At 58.0% G+C, this 15,782-nt stretch carries 14 protein-coding genes; 10 read left to right on the top strand and 4 right to left on the bottom strand.

Annotation, left to right across the window (positions count from 1 at the left end):
- Window positions 1–15: 15 nt before the first annotated feature.
- The 3 genes from AC5S3R_RS17480 to AC5S3R_RS17470 form a co-directional block, all read right to left on the bottom strand.
- Window positions 16–2,733: an ABC transporter permease gene (locus AC5S3R_RS17480; protein WP_494268444.1), complete on the bottom strand. Its 2,718-nt coding sequence runs from the start codon at window positions 2,731–2,733 to the stop codon at window positions 16–18.
- Between the two features lie 8 nt (window positions 2,734–2,741).
- A complete protein-coding gene (locus tag AC5S3R_RS17475) occupies window positions 2,742–3,068 on the bottom strand; it encodes a PadR family transcriptional regulator (RefSeq protein WP_494268443.1) in 327 nt (108 codons plus the stop codon).
- Window positions 3,069–3,174: 106 nt separating this feature from the next.
- Window positions 3,175–4,197, bottom strand: coding sequence for a mechanosensitive ion channel family protein (locus AC5S3R_RS17470; protein ID WP_494268442.1), 1,023 nt, complete (start codon window positions 4,195–4,197; stop codon window positions 3,175–3,177).
- 165 nt (window positions 4,198–4,362) lie between these two features.
- Here AC5S3R_RS17470 and AC5S3R_RS17465 point away from each other — a divergent pair, with 165 nt between their 5' ends.
- The 10 genes from AC5S3R_RS17465 (at window position 4,363) to AC5S3R_RS17420 (ending at window position 14,825) form a co-directional block, all read left to right on the top strand.
- The gene (locus AC5S3R_RS17465; RefSeq protein WP_494268441.1) at window positions 4,363–4,755 is read left to right on the top strand and encodes a hypothetical protein; all 393 of its coding nucleotides are present in this window, start codon (window positions 4,363–4,365) and stop codon (window positions 4,753–4,755) included.
- 19 nt (window positions 4,756–4,774) lie between these two features.
- On the top strand, window positions 4,775–5,209 hold the full coding sequence (locus AC5S3R_RS17460) for a hypothetical protein (protein WP_494268440.1): 435 nt from the start codon (window positions 4,775–4,777) through the stop codon (window positions 5,207–5,209).
- Between the two features lie 237 nt (window positions 5,210–5,446).
- The gene (locus AC5S3R_RS17455) at window positions 5,447–7,531 is read left to right on the top strand and encodes an alpha-ketoacid dehydrogenase subunit alpha/beta (protein WP_494268439.1); all 2,085 of its coding nucleotides are present in this window, start codon (window positions 5,447–5,449) and stop codon (window positions 7,529–7,531) included.
- A gap of 119 nt (window positions 7,532–7,650) precedes the next feature.
- Complete coding sequence (locus AC5S3R_RS17450) at window positions 7,651–9,492, top strand: ABC transporter ATP-binding protein (protein ID WP_494268438.1); 1,842 nt, start codon at window positions 7,651–7,653, stop codon at window positions 9,490–9,492.
- Between the two features lie 28 nt (window positions 9,493–9,520).
- A complete protein-coding gene (locus tag AC5S3R_RS17445) occupies window positions 9,521–10,420 on the top strand; it encodes a YicC/YloC family endoribonuclease (protein WP_494268437.1) in 900 nt (299 codons plus the stop codon).
- A 152-nt stretch (window positions 10,421–10,572) separates the two neighbouring features.
- A complete protein-coding gene (gene gmk, locus AC5S3R_RS17440) occupies window positions 10,573–11,319 on the top strand; it encodes a guanylate kinase (protein WP_494268436.1) in 747 nt (248 codons plus the stop codon).
- A gap of 57 nt (window positions 11,320–11,376) precedes the next feature.
- Complete coding sequence (rpoZ, locus tag AC5S3R_RS17435) at window positions 11,377–11,604, top strand: DNA-directed RNA polymerase subunit omega (RefSeq protein ID WP_494268435.1); 228 nt, start codon at window positions 11,377–11,379, stop codon at window positions 11,602–11,604.
- A 152-nt stretch (window positions 11,605–11,756) separates the two neighbouring features.
- A complete protein-coding gene (gene coaBC, locus AC5S3R_RS17430) occupies window positions 11,757–13,016 on the top strand; it encodes a bifunctional phosphopantothenoylcysteine decarboxylase/phosphopantothenate--cysteine ligase CoaBC (protein ID WP_494268434.1) in 1,260 nt (419 codons plus the stop codon).
- Between the two features lie 3 nt (window positions 13,017–13,019).
- Window positions 13,020–13,925, top strand: a complete 906-nt coding sequence (locus AC5S3R_RS17425; RefSeq protein WP_494268433.1) for a uracil-DNA glycosylase — start codon at window positions 13,020–13,022, stop codon at window positions 13,923–13,925.
- Between the two features lie 60 nt (window positions 13,926–13,985).
- The gene (locus AC5S3R_RS17420; protein WP_494268432.1) at window positions 13,986–14,825 is read left to right on the top strand and encodes a hypothetical protein; all 840 of its coding nucleotides are present in this window, start codon (window positions 13,986–13,988) and stop codon (window positions 14,823–14,825) included.
- Between the two features lie 8 nt (window positions 14,826–14,833).
- Here AC5S3R_RS17420 and AC5S3R_RS17415 read toward each other — a convergent pair whose 3' ends face one another.
- Window positions 14,834–15,745 carry a DMT family transporter gene (locus tag AC5S3R_RS17415; RefSeq protein ID WP_494268431.1) on the bottom strand — a complete coding sequence of 304 codons (912 nt, stop codon included), beginning with the start codon at window positions 15,743–15,745 and terminating at the stop codon, window positions 14,834–14,836.
- Window positions 15,746–15,782 lie beyond the last annotated feature (37 nt).

Below are 15,782 nucleotides of genomic sequence, written 5' to 3'. Positions count from 1 at the left end.
TATCTTGCGGCAGTTTTATTCCGCGCGCAGGGCTGCCATTGGATCGACCCGCGCCGCACGAATTGCCGGAATCAACGAAGCGGCGCTGGCAATCAATGCCAGCGCTGTAACCGACCCAATCAGCACAAACGGATCACGCACCGAAGTGTTGTAGAGAAACGCAGCCAGCGCCCGCGCCGCGAAGAGCGCAATCCCCAATCCCAGTACAGAGCCACACATAGCCACCCAGGCATTCTCACGAAAGACCATCGCGACAACCTGCACGCGCTGCGCCCCCAGCGCCATGCGAATCCCAATCTCACTCGTCCTTCGCGCTGTTGCATACGCGAGCGTGCCATACAGACCGATTGCCGTAACCAGCAGCGCACTCACCGCAAAGAACACAGCCAGTATTGCCATCATCCGCTCGGAACCGATGGACGCATCAATCTGGCTGTCCATCGTCGTCATCACCGGAGCCGGAACATCCGGTGCCATGCGCGCAAGCAGTGTACGCGCAGCTGCAGCCAGCAGAGCATCAGGTCCTGCCAGGCGAATTACCGCTGCATATGAGGGCTTGTGCTCGTCGCTTTGTGCAATCGGCAGATACGCCAGCGCCAGCGATCTTTCTTGAATCGATTGATAGTGCGAGTCTGCGACAACAGCAATGACTTCATACTGATACGTCACCCCATCATCGGTTTCGTTCACCGTCTGTCCAATCGCGCTACGGTCTGGAAAGAACATCTTAGCCGCCGTTTCGCTCAGGATGACTTTTCTTCCGGTAGCCTTCGTATCATTCCACGTGAAATCGCGGCCTTCATGAACAGGAATACGCATCGTCTGGAAATAGCCAGGAGAAATGGCATTCAAATGCACCTCGCGCTCAGCCCTGTTTGCGGAAGTGTAGTAAAGGTCATTCCAGTCGTTGCCGCTCATAGGAAAGACTTCCGCGAAACTTATGCTCTCCACACCCGGCAGCTGCCGCAGCGCCTCGCCAAACTGCTCATACCATCGAGTCAGTGTTTCTCCATCCAGCGATTGCTTGTCCATGTCGAGGTCAAGATGCACAATGCCTTTTGCGTCAAAGCCAAGCCCGGTGGAATAAAGCCGTGTCAGGCTTGTCGCCAGCAATCCCGCACCAATAATGAGAATCAAAGCCAGGGACACTTCCAGCCCCATCAGCACACGCGGCAATAACCGCTGCTGCTTCCGCGTCGTGGTCGCGTTCGAACCAGATTTAATCTGCTCGTTAAGGTTCTTTGACGTTGCGCGCAACGCCGGAATTAATCCAATCAGCGCCGTAGCAACAATCGCAGTAAACGCAACAAAAAACAGCACGCGGAGGTCGAGCGTAGTATCCAGCACCAGCGTTACACCGCCCATGTAATGCGGCATAATCATGTCGGCCAGCAACCCGCTCACAAACGGCGCGGCGATAATTCCCGCAGCCGTGCCAAGCAACGCAATCAGCAGGCTCTCCACCATCAATTGCTGCACCAGCCGCCGTCGCGTCGCGCCCACCGCCAGTCGCGTAGCCAACTCGCGTTCTCGCGCCGCGGCCCGCGCCATCAACAAGCTTGCCAGGTTCAAACAAGCCAGCAACAGCAGTGCACCGCACAAACAAAAGATGGCAACAAGGGGCTTCACAAACTTCTTGCGCAGAAACGTGTAACCCTTAGCACCCGGCTCGGCGGCAAAGCGCACATGATGCTTGCGCACATTATCCAGCCAATTGTGGCCAGTTTTATCCGAGGCTACCTCCGCCAGAACGGAGCCAGTAGCAGCGCTCAATGCTGCATTCGCCTGCTCCAGCGAGACACCCGGTTTACGTCGCGCCACCATGGTGAGCCACCACGAGCGCATCCCGCCGGCAAGCCCGCTCGAAGGCGTGTTAATCACTGGGTCGGCCCACAGCGGCGCGTAGATTTGCGGCCGCGATGTCGGTGCCGAGCCAATAAAGCTCTTCGGCATGACGCCCATCACCGTAAACGGCGTATTCCCAATCGTCAGCTTGCGGCCAATCACGTCCGGCGCACCGTTAAACCACGAGCGCCAGAAGCTCTCGCTGATGACAACCGCATATCCGCCCGGCCCGCCGCCCTCCTGGTCGTCCTGCTCCGTCAGATAGCGGCCCATCAGCGGCTGCGTCCCCATCACGCGAAAGTATTGCCCAGTGACAATGGAACCGGGAACCCTCATACTGCCCGATGTGCCGCGCACCTGAAAGCGCGACATTCCTGTGTAGCCCGCAACAGAGTCAAAAGCGTCATGCCGCTTTTCAAGCGCACGAACCAGCGGCGCGCTGAAACTATAGTTCGGACCAAACTCCCCTTCGTTATCAGTGTCTATGCGCAACACCGCCAACTCGCCCGCATGCGGCACAGGCAGAGGACGTAGCAGCAGTGCATTGATAAGCGAAAAGACGGCGGTATTCGCACCTAATCCCAGCGCGAGCGTAAGAATCGCCGTCACTGCAAACCCCGGAGCGCGGCGCAATTGCCGCAGGGTGTAGCGAAGGTCGAACCACAGGCGGTCGAGGCCCAGCGCGGCATCGCTGCTGGTTGTTTGTTCCTTCATTACCTCGGGATTGCCGAAGCGCAGCAGTGCATCGCGGCGCGCTGCTGCTGGAGACATTCCGGCGGCGATGTTGTCTTCCGTGCGCAGGGCGATGTGCGCTTCCAACTCTGCGTGAATTTCGCTGTCAACTTTTGAGCGCCGGAAAAGGTTGCTGATTCTGCGAGCCAGTCCCATGGGCCTCCTTACGCGTAGCGCAGCATGGCACGAATGCCCTTTACCAGCAGCTCAAAGCTCTCTTCTGCGGCCTTCAGTTGTTTGCGGCCCGCGGCGGTCAGCTTGTAGTACTTTGCTTTGCGTCCCGTGTCCGTCAACGCCCACTCGGAGTCAATCCAGCCGCTTTGCTCCATGCGGTGCAGGGCGGGATAGATGGACCCCTCTTCCACTTGCAGCAGCTCGTCGGAGGCCGTTTGAATATGCTGCACAATGCCGTAGCCGTGCAGCTTGCCGCGTTGCGAGAGCGTTTTGAGCACCAGCAGGTCGAGGCTTCCCTGTAAATCATTTCGCGCCACGTTGTACCCCTTGCCTTCTATGTATGGGTGAGAGTATGCCTAGAAGTCAAGGGGTGTCAAGCGGAATGAAGCTGGAAGTATGATGTGCACTGCGTGGCAGGGAGTTTTAGACGTCGCCGGTGAAGGGGTTTACCTCTTGCGGCTTGAGCGTTGTTGGGTCAACATGTGCTACGGCATTTTGTGTCGGACGCGTAAGCGCAACGCTGTGCGATGCATCGTCATTGACGCCGAAGGACTGAAAGACGCGGTTCGGATCGCCGGGCAGCATGTGGTTTTCTTCGAGCGCGATACGGACGCGGCGCTGGAACTCGCGCACGGGACCGAACTGCTGTTGCGCCCTGGTTTTGAATACGACTGGGCAGATGAGTTGCGAGCCTTTGAGGGAATCGACGCCGAGGATTTGCGGATTGTCGAGGAAGAGGTCTTTGAACTGCGGGCTGTTGCGGACATCTGTGGCAATGCTGGTGAGGATGGGCAGAACCTTGTTGGGGTCGGCGGAGAAGTCCACGCTGACATTGATGGTGGCCACGGAGAAGTCCGCGCTCTGGTTGGCTACGGTGGTGATTTGCGAGTTGGGTATGACGTAGAGTGTGCCGTCTCCGCCGCGGACGCTGGTTTTGCGCAGCGTCATGGTTTCCACGGTTCCGGTGAGTCCTGCGACGGTGACCACGTTGCCGACGTTGAACTGGTCTTCGACAAGAATCAGCGTGCCGTTCAGCACGTCTTTCACGATGTTTTGCGCGGCCAGGCCTACGGCTACCCCTGCAATGCCTGCGGATGCGAGCAGCGGGCCGAGGTCGATGCCGATGGAAGAAAGAATCTGCAGCGCGAGAAAGGTGAGGATGACGGCCATGCCGGTTGCCTGCACAATTCCGGCAAGCGTTTTAACCTGCCCGGCGCGGATGTGGCCCGTCTTGTGATTTTCTGCAAGGCGTATGGTTCGCGCGGTTGCCATCTTCAAGATGCGGCTGAGGACAAACGCGATGACGATCATGACGACGAGATGTGGCAGGCGCTTGTGAACAAACTCCTGAACATCGCTCATCCATTCGTCGAGCACGCGGCCCATGAAGCGGCCTTCCGCGAAAATTCCGTAGCGGAATAGAAGAAAAAGTGCGAAGGGGGGCATCGGGAAGTTCTCCTTGTTATGAAATCTATTTTTCAGTTTGCAAATATCTCTGACGCTGCGAAAGCACTTTCGGGTGTACAAGTGTAGGAAAGGGCCTTCCGCCATCTGATGCGGAGTCTGGGCATTAGGTTTGCGTGCGGTTCGGCTGGAACCTGGAGGTCTGTCATGGGCTTGGAACCGAACCGGCATTTTATTGCAAGGACTTGTCGCGAATGGCAAGTTGCTTCGGGCTTTGTGCTGGTGGCTTTGCTGGCCGCTGGCGCTACTCCCTGCGGCCAGGGCCAGCAAAATACTTCCCATGCGGATACTGCGCGGGCCAATGCTGTTCCCGCGACTCCTGAACCTGTGGCGGATAAGCCATCTTCGCGTGATTCCGATAAAAAACAGGCTGCCGATGAGGATGCGCAACTGCTGAAGTTAGCGACGGAGCTGAAGGTCGAGGTGGACAAGACCACGAAGGACACGCTCTCGGTGGCCGTGATTCGCAAGGCGGAAGCGGTGGAGCGTGCGGCGCGTGGCGTGAAGGAAAAATATCGTGCGGAAGCGGCGGCCAACTGAACACAAGGAGGGAAGAGCGATGACTGGACAGCGAAAGAATCGTGTTCATGTTGGGCGTATGGTTTGGCTGCTGGCTCTCTTTGTGGTTGCGACGATGATGGGGCATGCGCAATCGCCGACGCATCCGCCGAGTTTTGACCCTTCGCAAATCAGTCAGCGGTTTCCCGACCGCACGGTCACAATCGAAAAGCAGGAAGTCACGCAGGATATGCGCCGTGTGCGCCTGCTGAACTCTGCACGGCAAAGTGCGATTGTTTCCGATGTGGACAAACTGCTTGCGCTGGCGCGTCAACTCAATGCTGGAGTAACGGCGGAAGGTGCTCCGCTGAATGCGTTGCAGCGCATGAAGATGGCCTCTGATATTGAGAAGCTGGCGCACAATGTGAAAGAGCGGATGACCTATTCGGCGACAAGTGAGACAGGCCCCCCAAACCTTATGAAAAGCTGGCAGTAGCGGCCGGGGAATCTACAGGCGTGTATCAGGGTGGCGCAAAGATGGCATCCAGAATAGTACAATCGGAGATGGTTTTCTGATGGGAAAGATGTGTCAGGAATCCAGGTTTTCGCAAAGGGGGATTGTCCGCCAATGGGGCTTGCTGTATCCACGATTCGAGCGTCTGATAGGGCGCAAGGGACAATTTCTTTTACCGGCGAACTTAGTCCGCAGGCGCTAACCGAGATATACCGGCTCATGTACCTGTCGCGGCGCATCGACGACCGCGAGATTCTGTTGAAGCGCCAGCAGAAGGTCTTCTTCCAGATATCGGGTGCAGGGCATGAGGCGCTGCAAGTGTCTGCGGCGTTGGCGCTTAAGCCTGGCTATGACTGGTTTTTCCCGTACTATCGTGACCGCGCACTGGTGCATGCTCTTGGCGTTACGCCGGAAGAGATGCTGCTGCAGTCCGTGGGTGCAGCGACGGACCCGGCCAGCGGCGGGCGGCAGATGCCGACGCACTGGAGCAGCCGCGAGCTGAACATTGTCAGCACATCGTCTTCGACCGCGACGCAGTTGCTGCACGCGGTGGGCTGCGCGGAGGCGGGACGTTACTTCAGCAGTCATCCGGAAGCTGCTGAAAAGGTTGTTGGCGATTACCGCGAATTTTCGCATGTCAGCTTTCACGGCGACGAGATTGCGCTTACGTGCGTGGGCGAAGGGTCTACTTCGCAGGGTGAGTTCTGGGAGGCGCTGAATACGTCCTCCAACCAGAAGCTGCCAGTTATCTTCTGCGTGGAAGATAACGGCTACGCGATCAGCACGCCGGTGGAAGTCAATACGCCGGGCGGGAACATCTCGCGGCTGGTGGCGAACTTTCCGAATTTCTACTTTGCGGAAGTGGATGGCACGGACCCTGAAGCGAGCCTGCGTGCTTTTCAGGCTGCCGCGGAGCATTGCCGCGCCGGGAATGGTCCTGCGCTGGTGCATGGGCATGTGACGCGGCCTTATTCGCATTCGGAGTCGGATGATGACAAGCTGTACCGCTCTGCTGCAGAGCGCGAGGCCGATGCGTTGCGCGATCCGCTAACCAAGATGCAGATGCGGCTGCTGCGCGAAGGCATTTTGACCGCCGAGCAGATTACCGAGTTTGAGCACCGGTGGGATCGTGAAGTTGCCGAGGCTGCGGATCGTGCGCTTGTTGCTCCGCTGCCGGAGATTGCGAGCATTACGAAGCACGTTTACTCGGAGAATCTTGATGCCACGTGCGCGGCCTTTGCTACGGAAAAGCCCGTGCAGAGCGCGACGGAGAAGAAGGGGCCGCGCACAATGGCGGATCTTATCAACGTGTGCCTGCGCGATGAGATGGCGCGTGATCCTCGCATTGTGATTTACGGCGAAGATGTGGCGGATGCCAGCCGCGAAGAGGCTCTGAAAGAAGCTAAGGGCAAGGGCGGCGTCTTCAAGCTCACGGCCGGGCTGCAAAAGACTTATGGCTCGGAGCGCGTGTTCAACTCGCCTCTGGCCGAGGCCAATATTGTGGGCAGGGCGATTGGGTATGCTTCGCGCGGCATGAAGCCGGTTGTCGAGATTCAGTTCTTTGACTACATCTGGCCTGCGACGCACCAGATTCGCAATGAGCTTTCCGTCATGCGCTGGCGCTCGAACGGCACATGGGCTGTGCCTGTTGTGATTCGCGTGCCGATTGGCGGTTATCTGACGGGCGGGTCGATTTATCACTCGCAGTCGGGCGAGAGCATCTTTACGCATATTCCGGGGCTGCGGATCGTGATGCCGTCGAATGCTCTGGATGCGAATGGTTTGCTGCGCACGGCGATTCGCTGCGATGATCCGGTGCTGTTCCTGGAGCATAAGCGGCTGTATCGCGAAACCTATGGCCGCGCGGAGTACCCGGGGCCGGATTTTGCGATTCCCTTTGGCAAGGCGAAGATTGTGCGCCCCGGCAAGGACCTGACGCTGGTGACCTACGGCGCAGTGGTTCCGCGTGCGCTGCAGGCGGCGGAGAAGGCGAAGCGCGAGCACGGCATCGACGTCGAGCTGATTGACCTGCGCACGCTGAATCCCTACGACTGGGAAGCGATTGCGGAGTCTGTCCGCAAGACCAGTCGCGTGATTGTGGCGCATGAAGATATGCAGAGCTGGGGCTTTGGCGCGGAGCTTGCTGCGCGCATTGCCGATGAGCTTTTTGAGGATCTGGACGCGCCAGTAAAGCGTGTGGCGGGCATGGATACGTTCGTTGCCTACCAGCCGATTCTGGAAGACGTGATTCTGCCGCAGCCGGAGAAGATTTTCAAAGCAATTGTGGACCTGCGCAAGTACTAAAAATAGACTTTCGGCAAGGCTGTGCCCGGATACAATACGTAGATGGAACTATGCATCCACTCCGCGCAGGCCGGGCTCTCCGATTGGATGCCGCTGAGCCCTAAGGCGGGCCACACTGCATGAAGGGATTTCTCCGGCTTCTGCGCTTCGGGCTGCCGTATACGTTTTACTGGCTGCCGGGTGTGCTGCTGCTTGCGGCGGTTGGTTTGCTGGATGCTGCCCGCGTCGCTTTCTTTGTCCCCATTCTTGGTGTTGTGCTTAAGCCGGGGGGCCCTTCGCAACCTTTGCTGCTTTTTCCCTTTGCGCCTCCGCGTTGGCAGTTCGATATGCGGCATCTTGTTCCGCCGCAGATGCACGACGGCAATGCGTGGTCCATCATGGCCTTCGCGCTCATCGGCTCCACGGTTCTCAAGGGCATTTGCGATTACGCTGGAACGTATCTCGTGAATTACGCCGGCTTCGGCACCATCACGGATCTCCGCAACAAACTTTATGAAGTCACGCTGCGCCGCTCGTCGAGCTTCTTTCAGAAGCACCCCACCAGCCTGATTCTCTCTACGCTCATCAATGACGTGGATAAGGTGCAGATGGCCGTCAGTACGGTGCTCGGTGACTTCCTGCAGCAGTTCTTCACCTTCCTCTTTACAGCGGTCATCGTCATCCTCTGTGGAGGCCGGCTTAGCTGGCTGTTGCTGCTGTTTGTCCCGGTGGTCATCACATCGGCGCGGCGTATTGGCCGCTCTGTGCGCACGCGCACTCGCACCGGGCAGGACAAACTCGCCGAAATTCAAAACATTCTGCATGAAACCGTTACAGGCCATCGCATTGTGAAGGCCTTCAACACGGAACTGCAGGAGATTCTTCGCTTTGAAAATGCAGCTACGCGCCTCTTCCGCGCCAATCTGCACAGCGTGCGGATTCAGTCCATCAGCTCACCGCTCATGGATACGATTGGCGCAGTTGCGATTGCGATGCTGCTCTGGATTGGCCGTTATGAAATTGAGCACGGGCGCATGACGGCGGAAGTTTTTATCCCGTTCATCATTGCGCTCTTCAAGCTCTACGACCCCGTGCGGCGCTTCGCTTCGTACTACAACAGCTTCCAGCAGGCGATGGGCGCTTCGACTTCCATCTTTGCGTTCTTTGATACCAAGGATGAGGTGAAGGAGCGGCATCGCGCTACGGTACTCAAGCACTTTGAGAAGTCTGTGAAGTTTGAAGACGTGGGCTTTGCATATTCCAGCGATGATGGCGAGCACCAGATTCTGCATAACGTTGACCTCGACGTGCAGCAAGGCGAGATGCTGGCGCTTGTGGGGCCGAGCGGCGCGGGCAAGTCTACGCTGGTGAATCTGATTCCGCGTTTTTATGATGTCACTTCGGGGTGCATCCTCATCGACGGGCACGATCTGCGCGATGTTACGCTGGCTTCGCTGCGCAAGCAGGTTGCTCAAGTCACGCAGGAGACGATTCTCTTTAATGACACGGTGCGCAACAACATTGCCTATGGCCAGCCGGATGCGAAGCATGAGTTGGTAGAGCAGGCGGCGCGCAATGCTCTTGCGCATGATTTCATTTTGAAGATGCCGCAAGGCTATGACACGGTAATTGGCGAGAAGGGCTTTCGTCTCTCCGGTGGCGAGCGGCAGCGCATTGCGATTGCGCGCGCCATTCTGAAAGATGCTCCGATTCTGATTCTGGATGAAGCTACCTCCGCGCTGGATGCGGAGAGTGAATCGCTGGTGCAGACTGCGTTGTCGAACTTGATGCAGAATCGTACGGTTGTTGTGATTGCGCATCGCCTTGGGACTGTTCGCCGCGCCAACAGGATCGCTGTTCTTGAAGATGGCCGCATCACCGCGATTGGCAAGCATGAAGAGTTGCTGGATACTTCTCCAACGTATCGCCGCTTGTATCAACTGCAGTTTATGGATGTGCCGGAGCCGATTGCGGCCGTTTGAGCGCGCGCTTTGAAAGGATATTTGTAGAATGCCTCTCTACTCGATGACAGGATTTGCACGCGTGCAGGCGCGGGTTAACGACCAGGCAAGCTATACGCTCAGCGTGAAGAGCGTGAACCATCGTTTTCTCGATGTGCAGTTGCGTTTGCCCAATGGCCTGGATGCGCTGGAGATGGAGCTGCGCCGTGCGTTGAAGGACAATCTCGTGCGCGGGCATGTGGAGCTGACGCTTTCAGTCGAGCGTGCCGCGCAACAGGCCACGGGGTTCAATCGCGAGCTGGTTGCGGGGTACCTGGATGCGTTTCGTGCGGCGCAGAAGGAGTTTTCGCTTGCGGGCGAGCCGGATTTGAATACCGTTCTGCGCATTCCGGGGGCGCTTGAGTCGAATCATCGCAGCAGTGGCGACGAGGAAGCGGAAGCGCTGACGGCCAGCGTGCTGAAGGAGATTGGCCCGCTGCTGGAACAGCTCAAGGCAATGCGCGCACGCGAAGGGGAATCGCTTGCACAAATTTTGAATGCGGCGCTTGATAGGCTTGCCGTAGCAGTGGAAGGCGTGGCGCAGTTGCGGCCTGAGGTGGAGCAGCGTTACCAGGAGCGGTTGACGCAGCGTCTTAGTGCGGCGGCGGGTTCAGAGTTCAGCCGCCAGCGCGTGCTGGAGGAAGTTGCCGTGCTGGTGGATCGCAGCGATATTGCGGAAGAGCTGGAGCGGATGAACACGCATATCGGCCACTTTCGCGAATTGCTTTCCGGTGGCGGCGAAGCAGGCAAGAAGCTCGACTTTCTGCTGCAGGAGATGAATCGGGAGGCGAACACGCTGCTTTCCAAGACAGGCGGCGTGGGCGGCAAGGGCACGCATATTACCGAACTGGGCCTGGCGATGAAGGCCGAGATTGAAAAGGCTCGCGAGCAGATTCAGAACATTGAGTAAAACCATTCTCATCGGTTAGCAGTGCAATTATGGTGAGGGCATGAGCCCCTCCTTGTTGTCGGAGCTCATGGTTGCGCTGGTGAGTCAGGCATTATTGATCAGACTGGTTACATTGCCGAAGAATTCAGGAAAGGAATCAGTAAGAACCTAACGTGGCAGGCATTCTTTTTATCATTTCGGCCCCTTCCGGCTCCGGTAAGAGCACGCTGGTGAGCGAGCTGCGCAAGCAGGTCTCCGGCGTGGAGTTCTCCATTTCGTGGACCACGCGCCAGCCGCGCGGCTCAGAGGAGAATGGCCGCGAATATCACTTTACCGACCGCGCTACCTTTGAGCAGATGATTGCCGAGGGCGATTTTCTTGAGCATGCCGAGGTTTTTGGCAACTACTATGGCACCAGCCGGCGGTCGCTGGAAGAGGCGCGTAAGCAGGGGCATGACCTGATTCTGGACATTGATGTGCAGGGCGCAATGCAGGTGCGCAAGACGATGCCGGAGGCGGTGAGCATCTTTGTCATGCCGCCTAACCCCAAGGTTCTAAGGACCCGGCTGCGCAATCGGAGCCGTGCCGAGGGCCAGGTAAACGAGGCGGAGTTATACCGCAGGCTCTCCGAGGCCAGCAAAGAGATTGAGAATTACGGCGAATACGGATATATTCTCGTCAACGACATCCTTGACCGGGCGGTAGCGCAGTTGGAGGCGATTGTGCTGGCCGAGCGGTATTATCGCAATAGCGAACCGATTGCGTTTCGCTCGCGAAGGGTGCTGGAGGTGGCTGCGGCCTGCCGCCAGAACAACTCGGTAGAGCGGTTGAAACCAGTTCTCGAAGCCTTTGGGATTCTGAATCCTAACGGCCAGCAGCAGTTGAACTTTGACGAAGATACCGACGTGGACGAGGAATAACGTGCCGGGCGGGATCTGAGTCGAATGAGTCTTGATTGATTCAAGGAGAGTTCCCCGATGCAGGTAGAGACCAAGTTCGATTCCAACTATCGCAAGGTGCTTGTAGCCGCGCGCCGCGCACGCCAGTTGCAGAGCGGAACCAGCGCGCTGGTTCCCAGCCACTCCACGAAGTTCTGCCGCATTGCCCAGGATGAGATTGAGGCAGACAAGATTGGCTATATCAAAAAAGACGTTCCTGTCATGAAGCCGCCGGTGGATGAGTCGGGACTGGCGATAATGGCTTAAAAACAGAGACGTAGGGACTAGAGCGGCGTTTCTGAAGCCTGTTTTTATGCCGTTTCTCCTGCAGTCTGCGTGTTGCGGGAATGATACTGCATCGTGGATTTTCCTAGTCCCTAAGTCCCTAGTCCCTAAGTCCCTCGTTCTAAAATCTATCTATGCGAGTTACAGTCGGTGTCTCCGGTGGGATTGCTGCTTACAAGGCTGCGGAACTGGTCCGTGCGCTGCAGCGGCAGGCGCTGGAAGTGCATGTTGTTATGACCGAGTCCGCCACGCGCTTTGTGCAGCCGCTTACGTTTGAAGCGCTTTCGGGGCATCGTGTAATTACCGGGCTCTGGGAGGGCAATGATGCTCCCATGGAGCACATTGACGAGGCGCTGTGGACCGAGGCGCTGATCGTTGCTCCCGCAACTGCCAACATTCTTGCCAAGTTTGCGCATGGCATTGCGGATGATTTTCTGACCACGATGTACCTGGCGACCAAGGCTCCTGTTCTTGTGGCTCCGGCCATGAATGTGAACATGTGGGAGCACCCGGCGACTCAGGCAAATCTTGGGCTTCTGGCTGATCGCGGCGTGCACTTAATTGACCCCGGCACCGGCGATCTGGCCTGCGGCATGGTGGGCGCGGGGCGCATGGCGGAGCCGCAGACCATTGCCGAAGCAGTGCTGAATACACTAGGGCACCGGCATGATCTTTCCGGCGAAACGATTCTTGTAACCGCCGGTGGTACGCGTGAAGCGCTGGACCCGGTGCGTTTTCTTGGCAACCGTTCGAGCGGCAAGATGGGCTATGCCATTGCCGAGGCTGCGCAGGCTCGCGGAGCGAAAGTGATTCTGATTACCGGACCTACGAACATTCATCCTCCTGTGAATGTTGAGATGCTGCGGATTACCACAGCCGATGAGATGCGCGATGCAGTGCTGAACCGCATGGCCGAGGCTTCCATTGTGATTAAGGCCGCGGCAGTTGCGGATTATCGTCCGATTGTCGTCTCGGAACAAAAGCTGAAGCGCACCGGGCCCATGACACTGGAGCTTGCGCCTACCGAGGACATTCTTGCGGAAGTGGTTCGTCGCCGTCATCCAGGGCAACTGATTATTGGTTTTGCGGCGGAGACGGAGAACATTGCTGAAAATGGCCGCGCCAAGCTGCTGCGCAAGGGTGCGGATGCGATTGTGGTGAACGATGTAGCCGCGAAGAGCGTGGGCATTGATGCGGATAACAACGCGGCAACGTTCCTGACGCTTTCCACAGCCATTGAGATGCCGGAGATGCCGAAGCGCAAGCTGGCTGACCGCATTCTCGACGAGATTCTGACGCTGCGCAGGCCCAAGCAGATGGTGATGGAGTTGGGCGGCATGCAGCAGCATGTTGTCGAGACGATTGGCCGTCCTCGCCAGATTGTTGTGGAGTAGCGTATGTCTGCTCCGCTCGATGCTGCAACCCGGCAGGCGTTGGCTGCGCGGCTGCGTTTTTATCGCGACCTTGGGCTGACGGAGCTTTATCAGCGGCCTGTGGATGAGGCTTTGCTGGCAAAGCTTGCGGAGTTTGCTCCGGTTGCCGCTCAGTCCGCCGAAACTTCTCTGCCGACTGCAAAAGCTGGGGTGGAATCTGAGCCTCCAACCCGGCAAGAACCGCGCGAAGCGCCACCCGCCGTCCGCGAAGGACTGCGCGAAGCACAGGAGACTGATATTCCGCCTCGTAAGCCATTTCCCGCTCCACCAGCGATTGCTCCGGCTGTTGCGCCGGGGGATCGTATTGCCGCGCTTCAAGCTATTCGCGATGAGATTGGCGACTGCACCCGCTGCGCGCTGCATAAGGGGCGCAACAAGCTTGTCTTTGCCGATGGCTCGCCTACGGCACGGCTGCTGTTTGTGGGTGAAGGACCGGGTGCCGATGAGGACGCACAGGGGCTTCCGTTTGTGGGCCGTGCGGGGCAATTGCTGAATAACATGATTTCCGCAATGGGCCTTAAGCGTGAAGAGGTCTACATTGCGAATGTGGTCAAGTGCCGTCCGCCGGGAAACCGCACGCCGGAGCCCGAAGAGGCGCATACCTGCTCGCCGTTCTTGTTCCGGCAGATTGATGTGGTGCGGCCAGAGGTAATTGTGGCGTTGGGCGCTACGGCGGCGACGTATCTACTAGGTCAGCGGCAGCCGCTTGCCGGGCTGCGCGGGCGGATTCACGCGTGGCGCGAGTCCAAGCTGATTGTCACCTACCATCCGGCGTTTCTGCTGCGCGACCCGCGGCAGAAGAAGGAAGCCTGGGCAGACTTGCAGATTGCCATGCGGGAGCTTGGGCTGAAGGCCCCGGCAAAAGGCTGACGTTTACTCTTCAGTGGAACCGTAAGCGCATGGTTTGCGTCTTATGGAAGCAGAGGCTCTATGCGCATTTCTATTACTGTCTGCTTGCTGATGCTTGGTTCCAGCGCTGTCTTCCATGCGCAGACTTCCGCCAATGCTCCGCTGCCGGATTCGCGCCAGCTTTTTGAGCGCGCTCTTGCCAGCGAGAAGAAACTTGCCGCCCAGCAGGAGCGCTACGAGTGCCGCATCCTCGACGAAGGCGCGGAGACCGATAAGAACGGCAAGGTCAAACACCAGAACACAACCGTAAAAGAGCAGTTTTACGTCAATAGCGTTCCCATTGAGCGCACGCTTTCCAAAGACGGGAAGGTCTATACGCCGGAGCAGACGCGCAAGGAAGATGAGCGCGTGATGAAAGAGACTGTGAAGTATAGCGACAAGGCCACGGCAGACAAAGAGGCAGCCAAGCAGGAGCATCAGGCCGAGGACATTCTCTCCGCCATGATGCTGGCCAATGGCCATCGCGAGCAGGTAAATGGCCGCAGCGTGCTCTTCTACAACATTGTTCCCAATCCCAGCTTTCAGGCGAAGAACATGTATCAGCGTTTTGCCACCGTCATGCAGGGAACCATCTCGCTGGATGAGCAGACGGGTGTGCTGATGGATATGAACATCAAGTCAGTGAAGGATGTGAAGATTGTCGGCGGCGTGATTGGCAGCCTGAATAAAGGCTTCTGGCTGCATGTACACAATCACCAGGAGCCGGATGGCGTGTGGCTCAACGACTTGAGTGAAGGCTCAGGTGATGCGCGTGCGCTGCTTTTCATGCACCCCTATTTCCGGTTCAAGGAAACTACCGGCGGCTGCCACCTCTACACCACTTCGGCCAGCCAGTCTGCCCCGACTAAAACTGTGCAATAAGTATTGGCTCAGGCTTCGTGGGCGGTTGCAAGGTGAGGCTGCGGCATCAGTTCTGTAAACGCGATTCCCGCAAGGATGAGCAGTGCTCCAACAGCAGACCGCGCCGCCAGCCGTTCGCCCATGATGAGGAACGAGGTCAGCCAGGCGAAGACTGGTTCCACTGTGAGAATGACGGCGGTGTGCGAGGGCGGCAGGATGGATTGCGCCCAGCTCTGGATGGAGAAGGCCGCGGCTGTCGCCAGAACAGCCGTGATGAGCAAAGCGAGAATGAGCCGTGGCGTCAGGCTAAAGCGGGTATGTTCGACGAGCGGCAAACTCAACGCCATGAAGATTGCGCAGAAGCCTACCTGAAGCACGGCCAGCGGACGGAAGTCGATGCGCGGAGATGCGTGGCCGAGCGTGATGCAGTGCAAGGCGAAGGCGCCGGAGCAGCCGAAGGTAATGAGGTCGCCACGATTGATAGCGGACCAGTCCGGCAGCAGCGATGCGGTGCTCGCCGGTGTGGTCAGCAGAATGATTCCTACAAAGGCGAATGCTGCGCCGAGAAAGGCGTTCCAACGCGGAGCGCGGGAGCCTGGCGAGCGCAGAGCCGGCACGATGCTGAAGAGCGGCACCAGCACGACGACAAGGCCGGTGATAAATGCCGAGCGCGAAGGCGTGGTGTAGAGCATGCCGATGGTCTGGAACTGGTATCCGGCTGCGAGGAAGAAGCCAACGATGGCTCCAGCGGCGATTTGCCGCGAGCGGATGCCGCGCAGGGTGTGCCGGTAGGCCGCGAGAAGCACCAGCGAGGCCAGCGACATGCGGATGAGGTTGAAGATGGCGGGTGATGCGTCGGCGAGCGCGGATTTGACGAGGACAAACGTGGTTCCCCAGACGGCGACAACGAAGGTCATCAGCAGATAGGCGCGCAGTTTCATCGATAGCTTATTTTTGCATCTACGCCGCGCAAAACAG

This window comes from Occallatibacter sp. FHG110214_02 (genome assembly GCF_059115385.1).
This window is presented reverse-complemented; position numbering and strand designations above follow the sequence as displayed.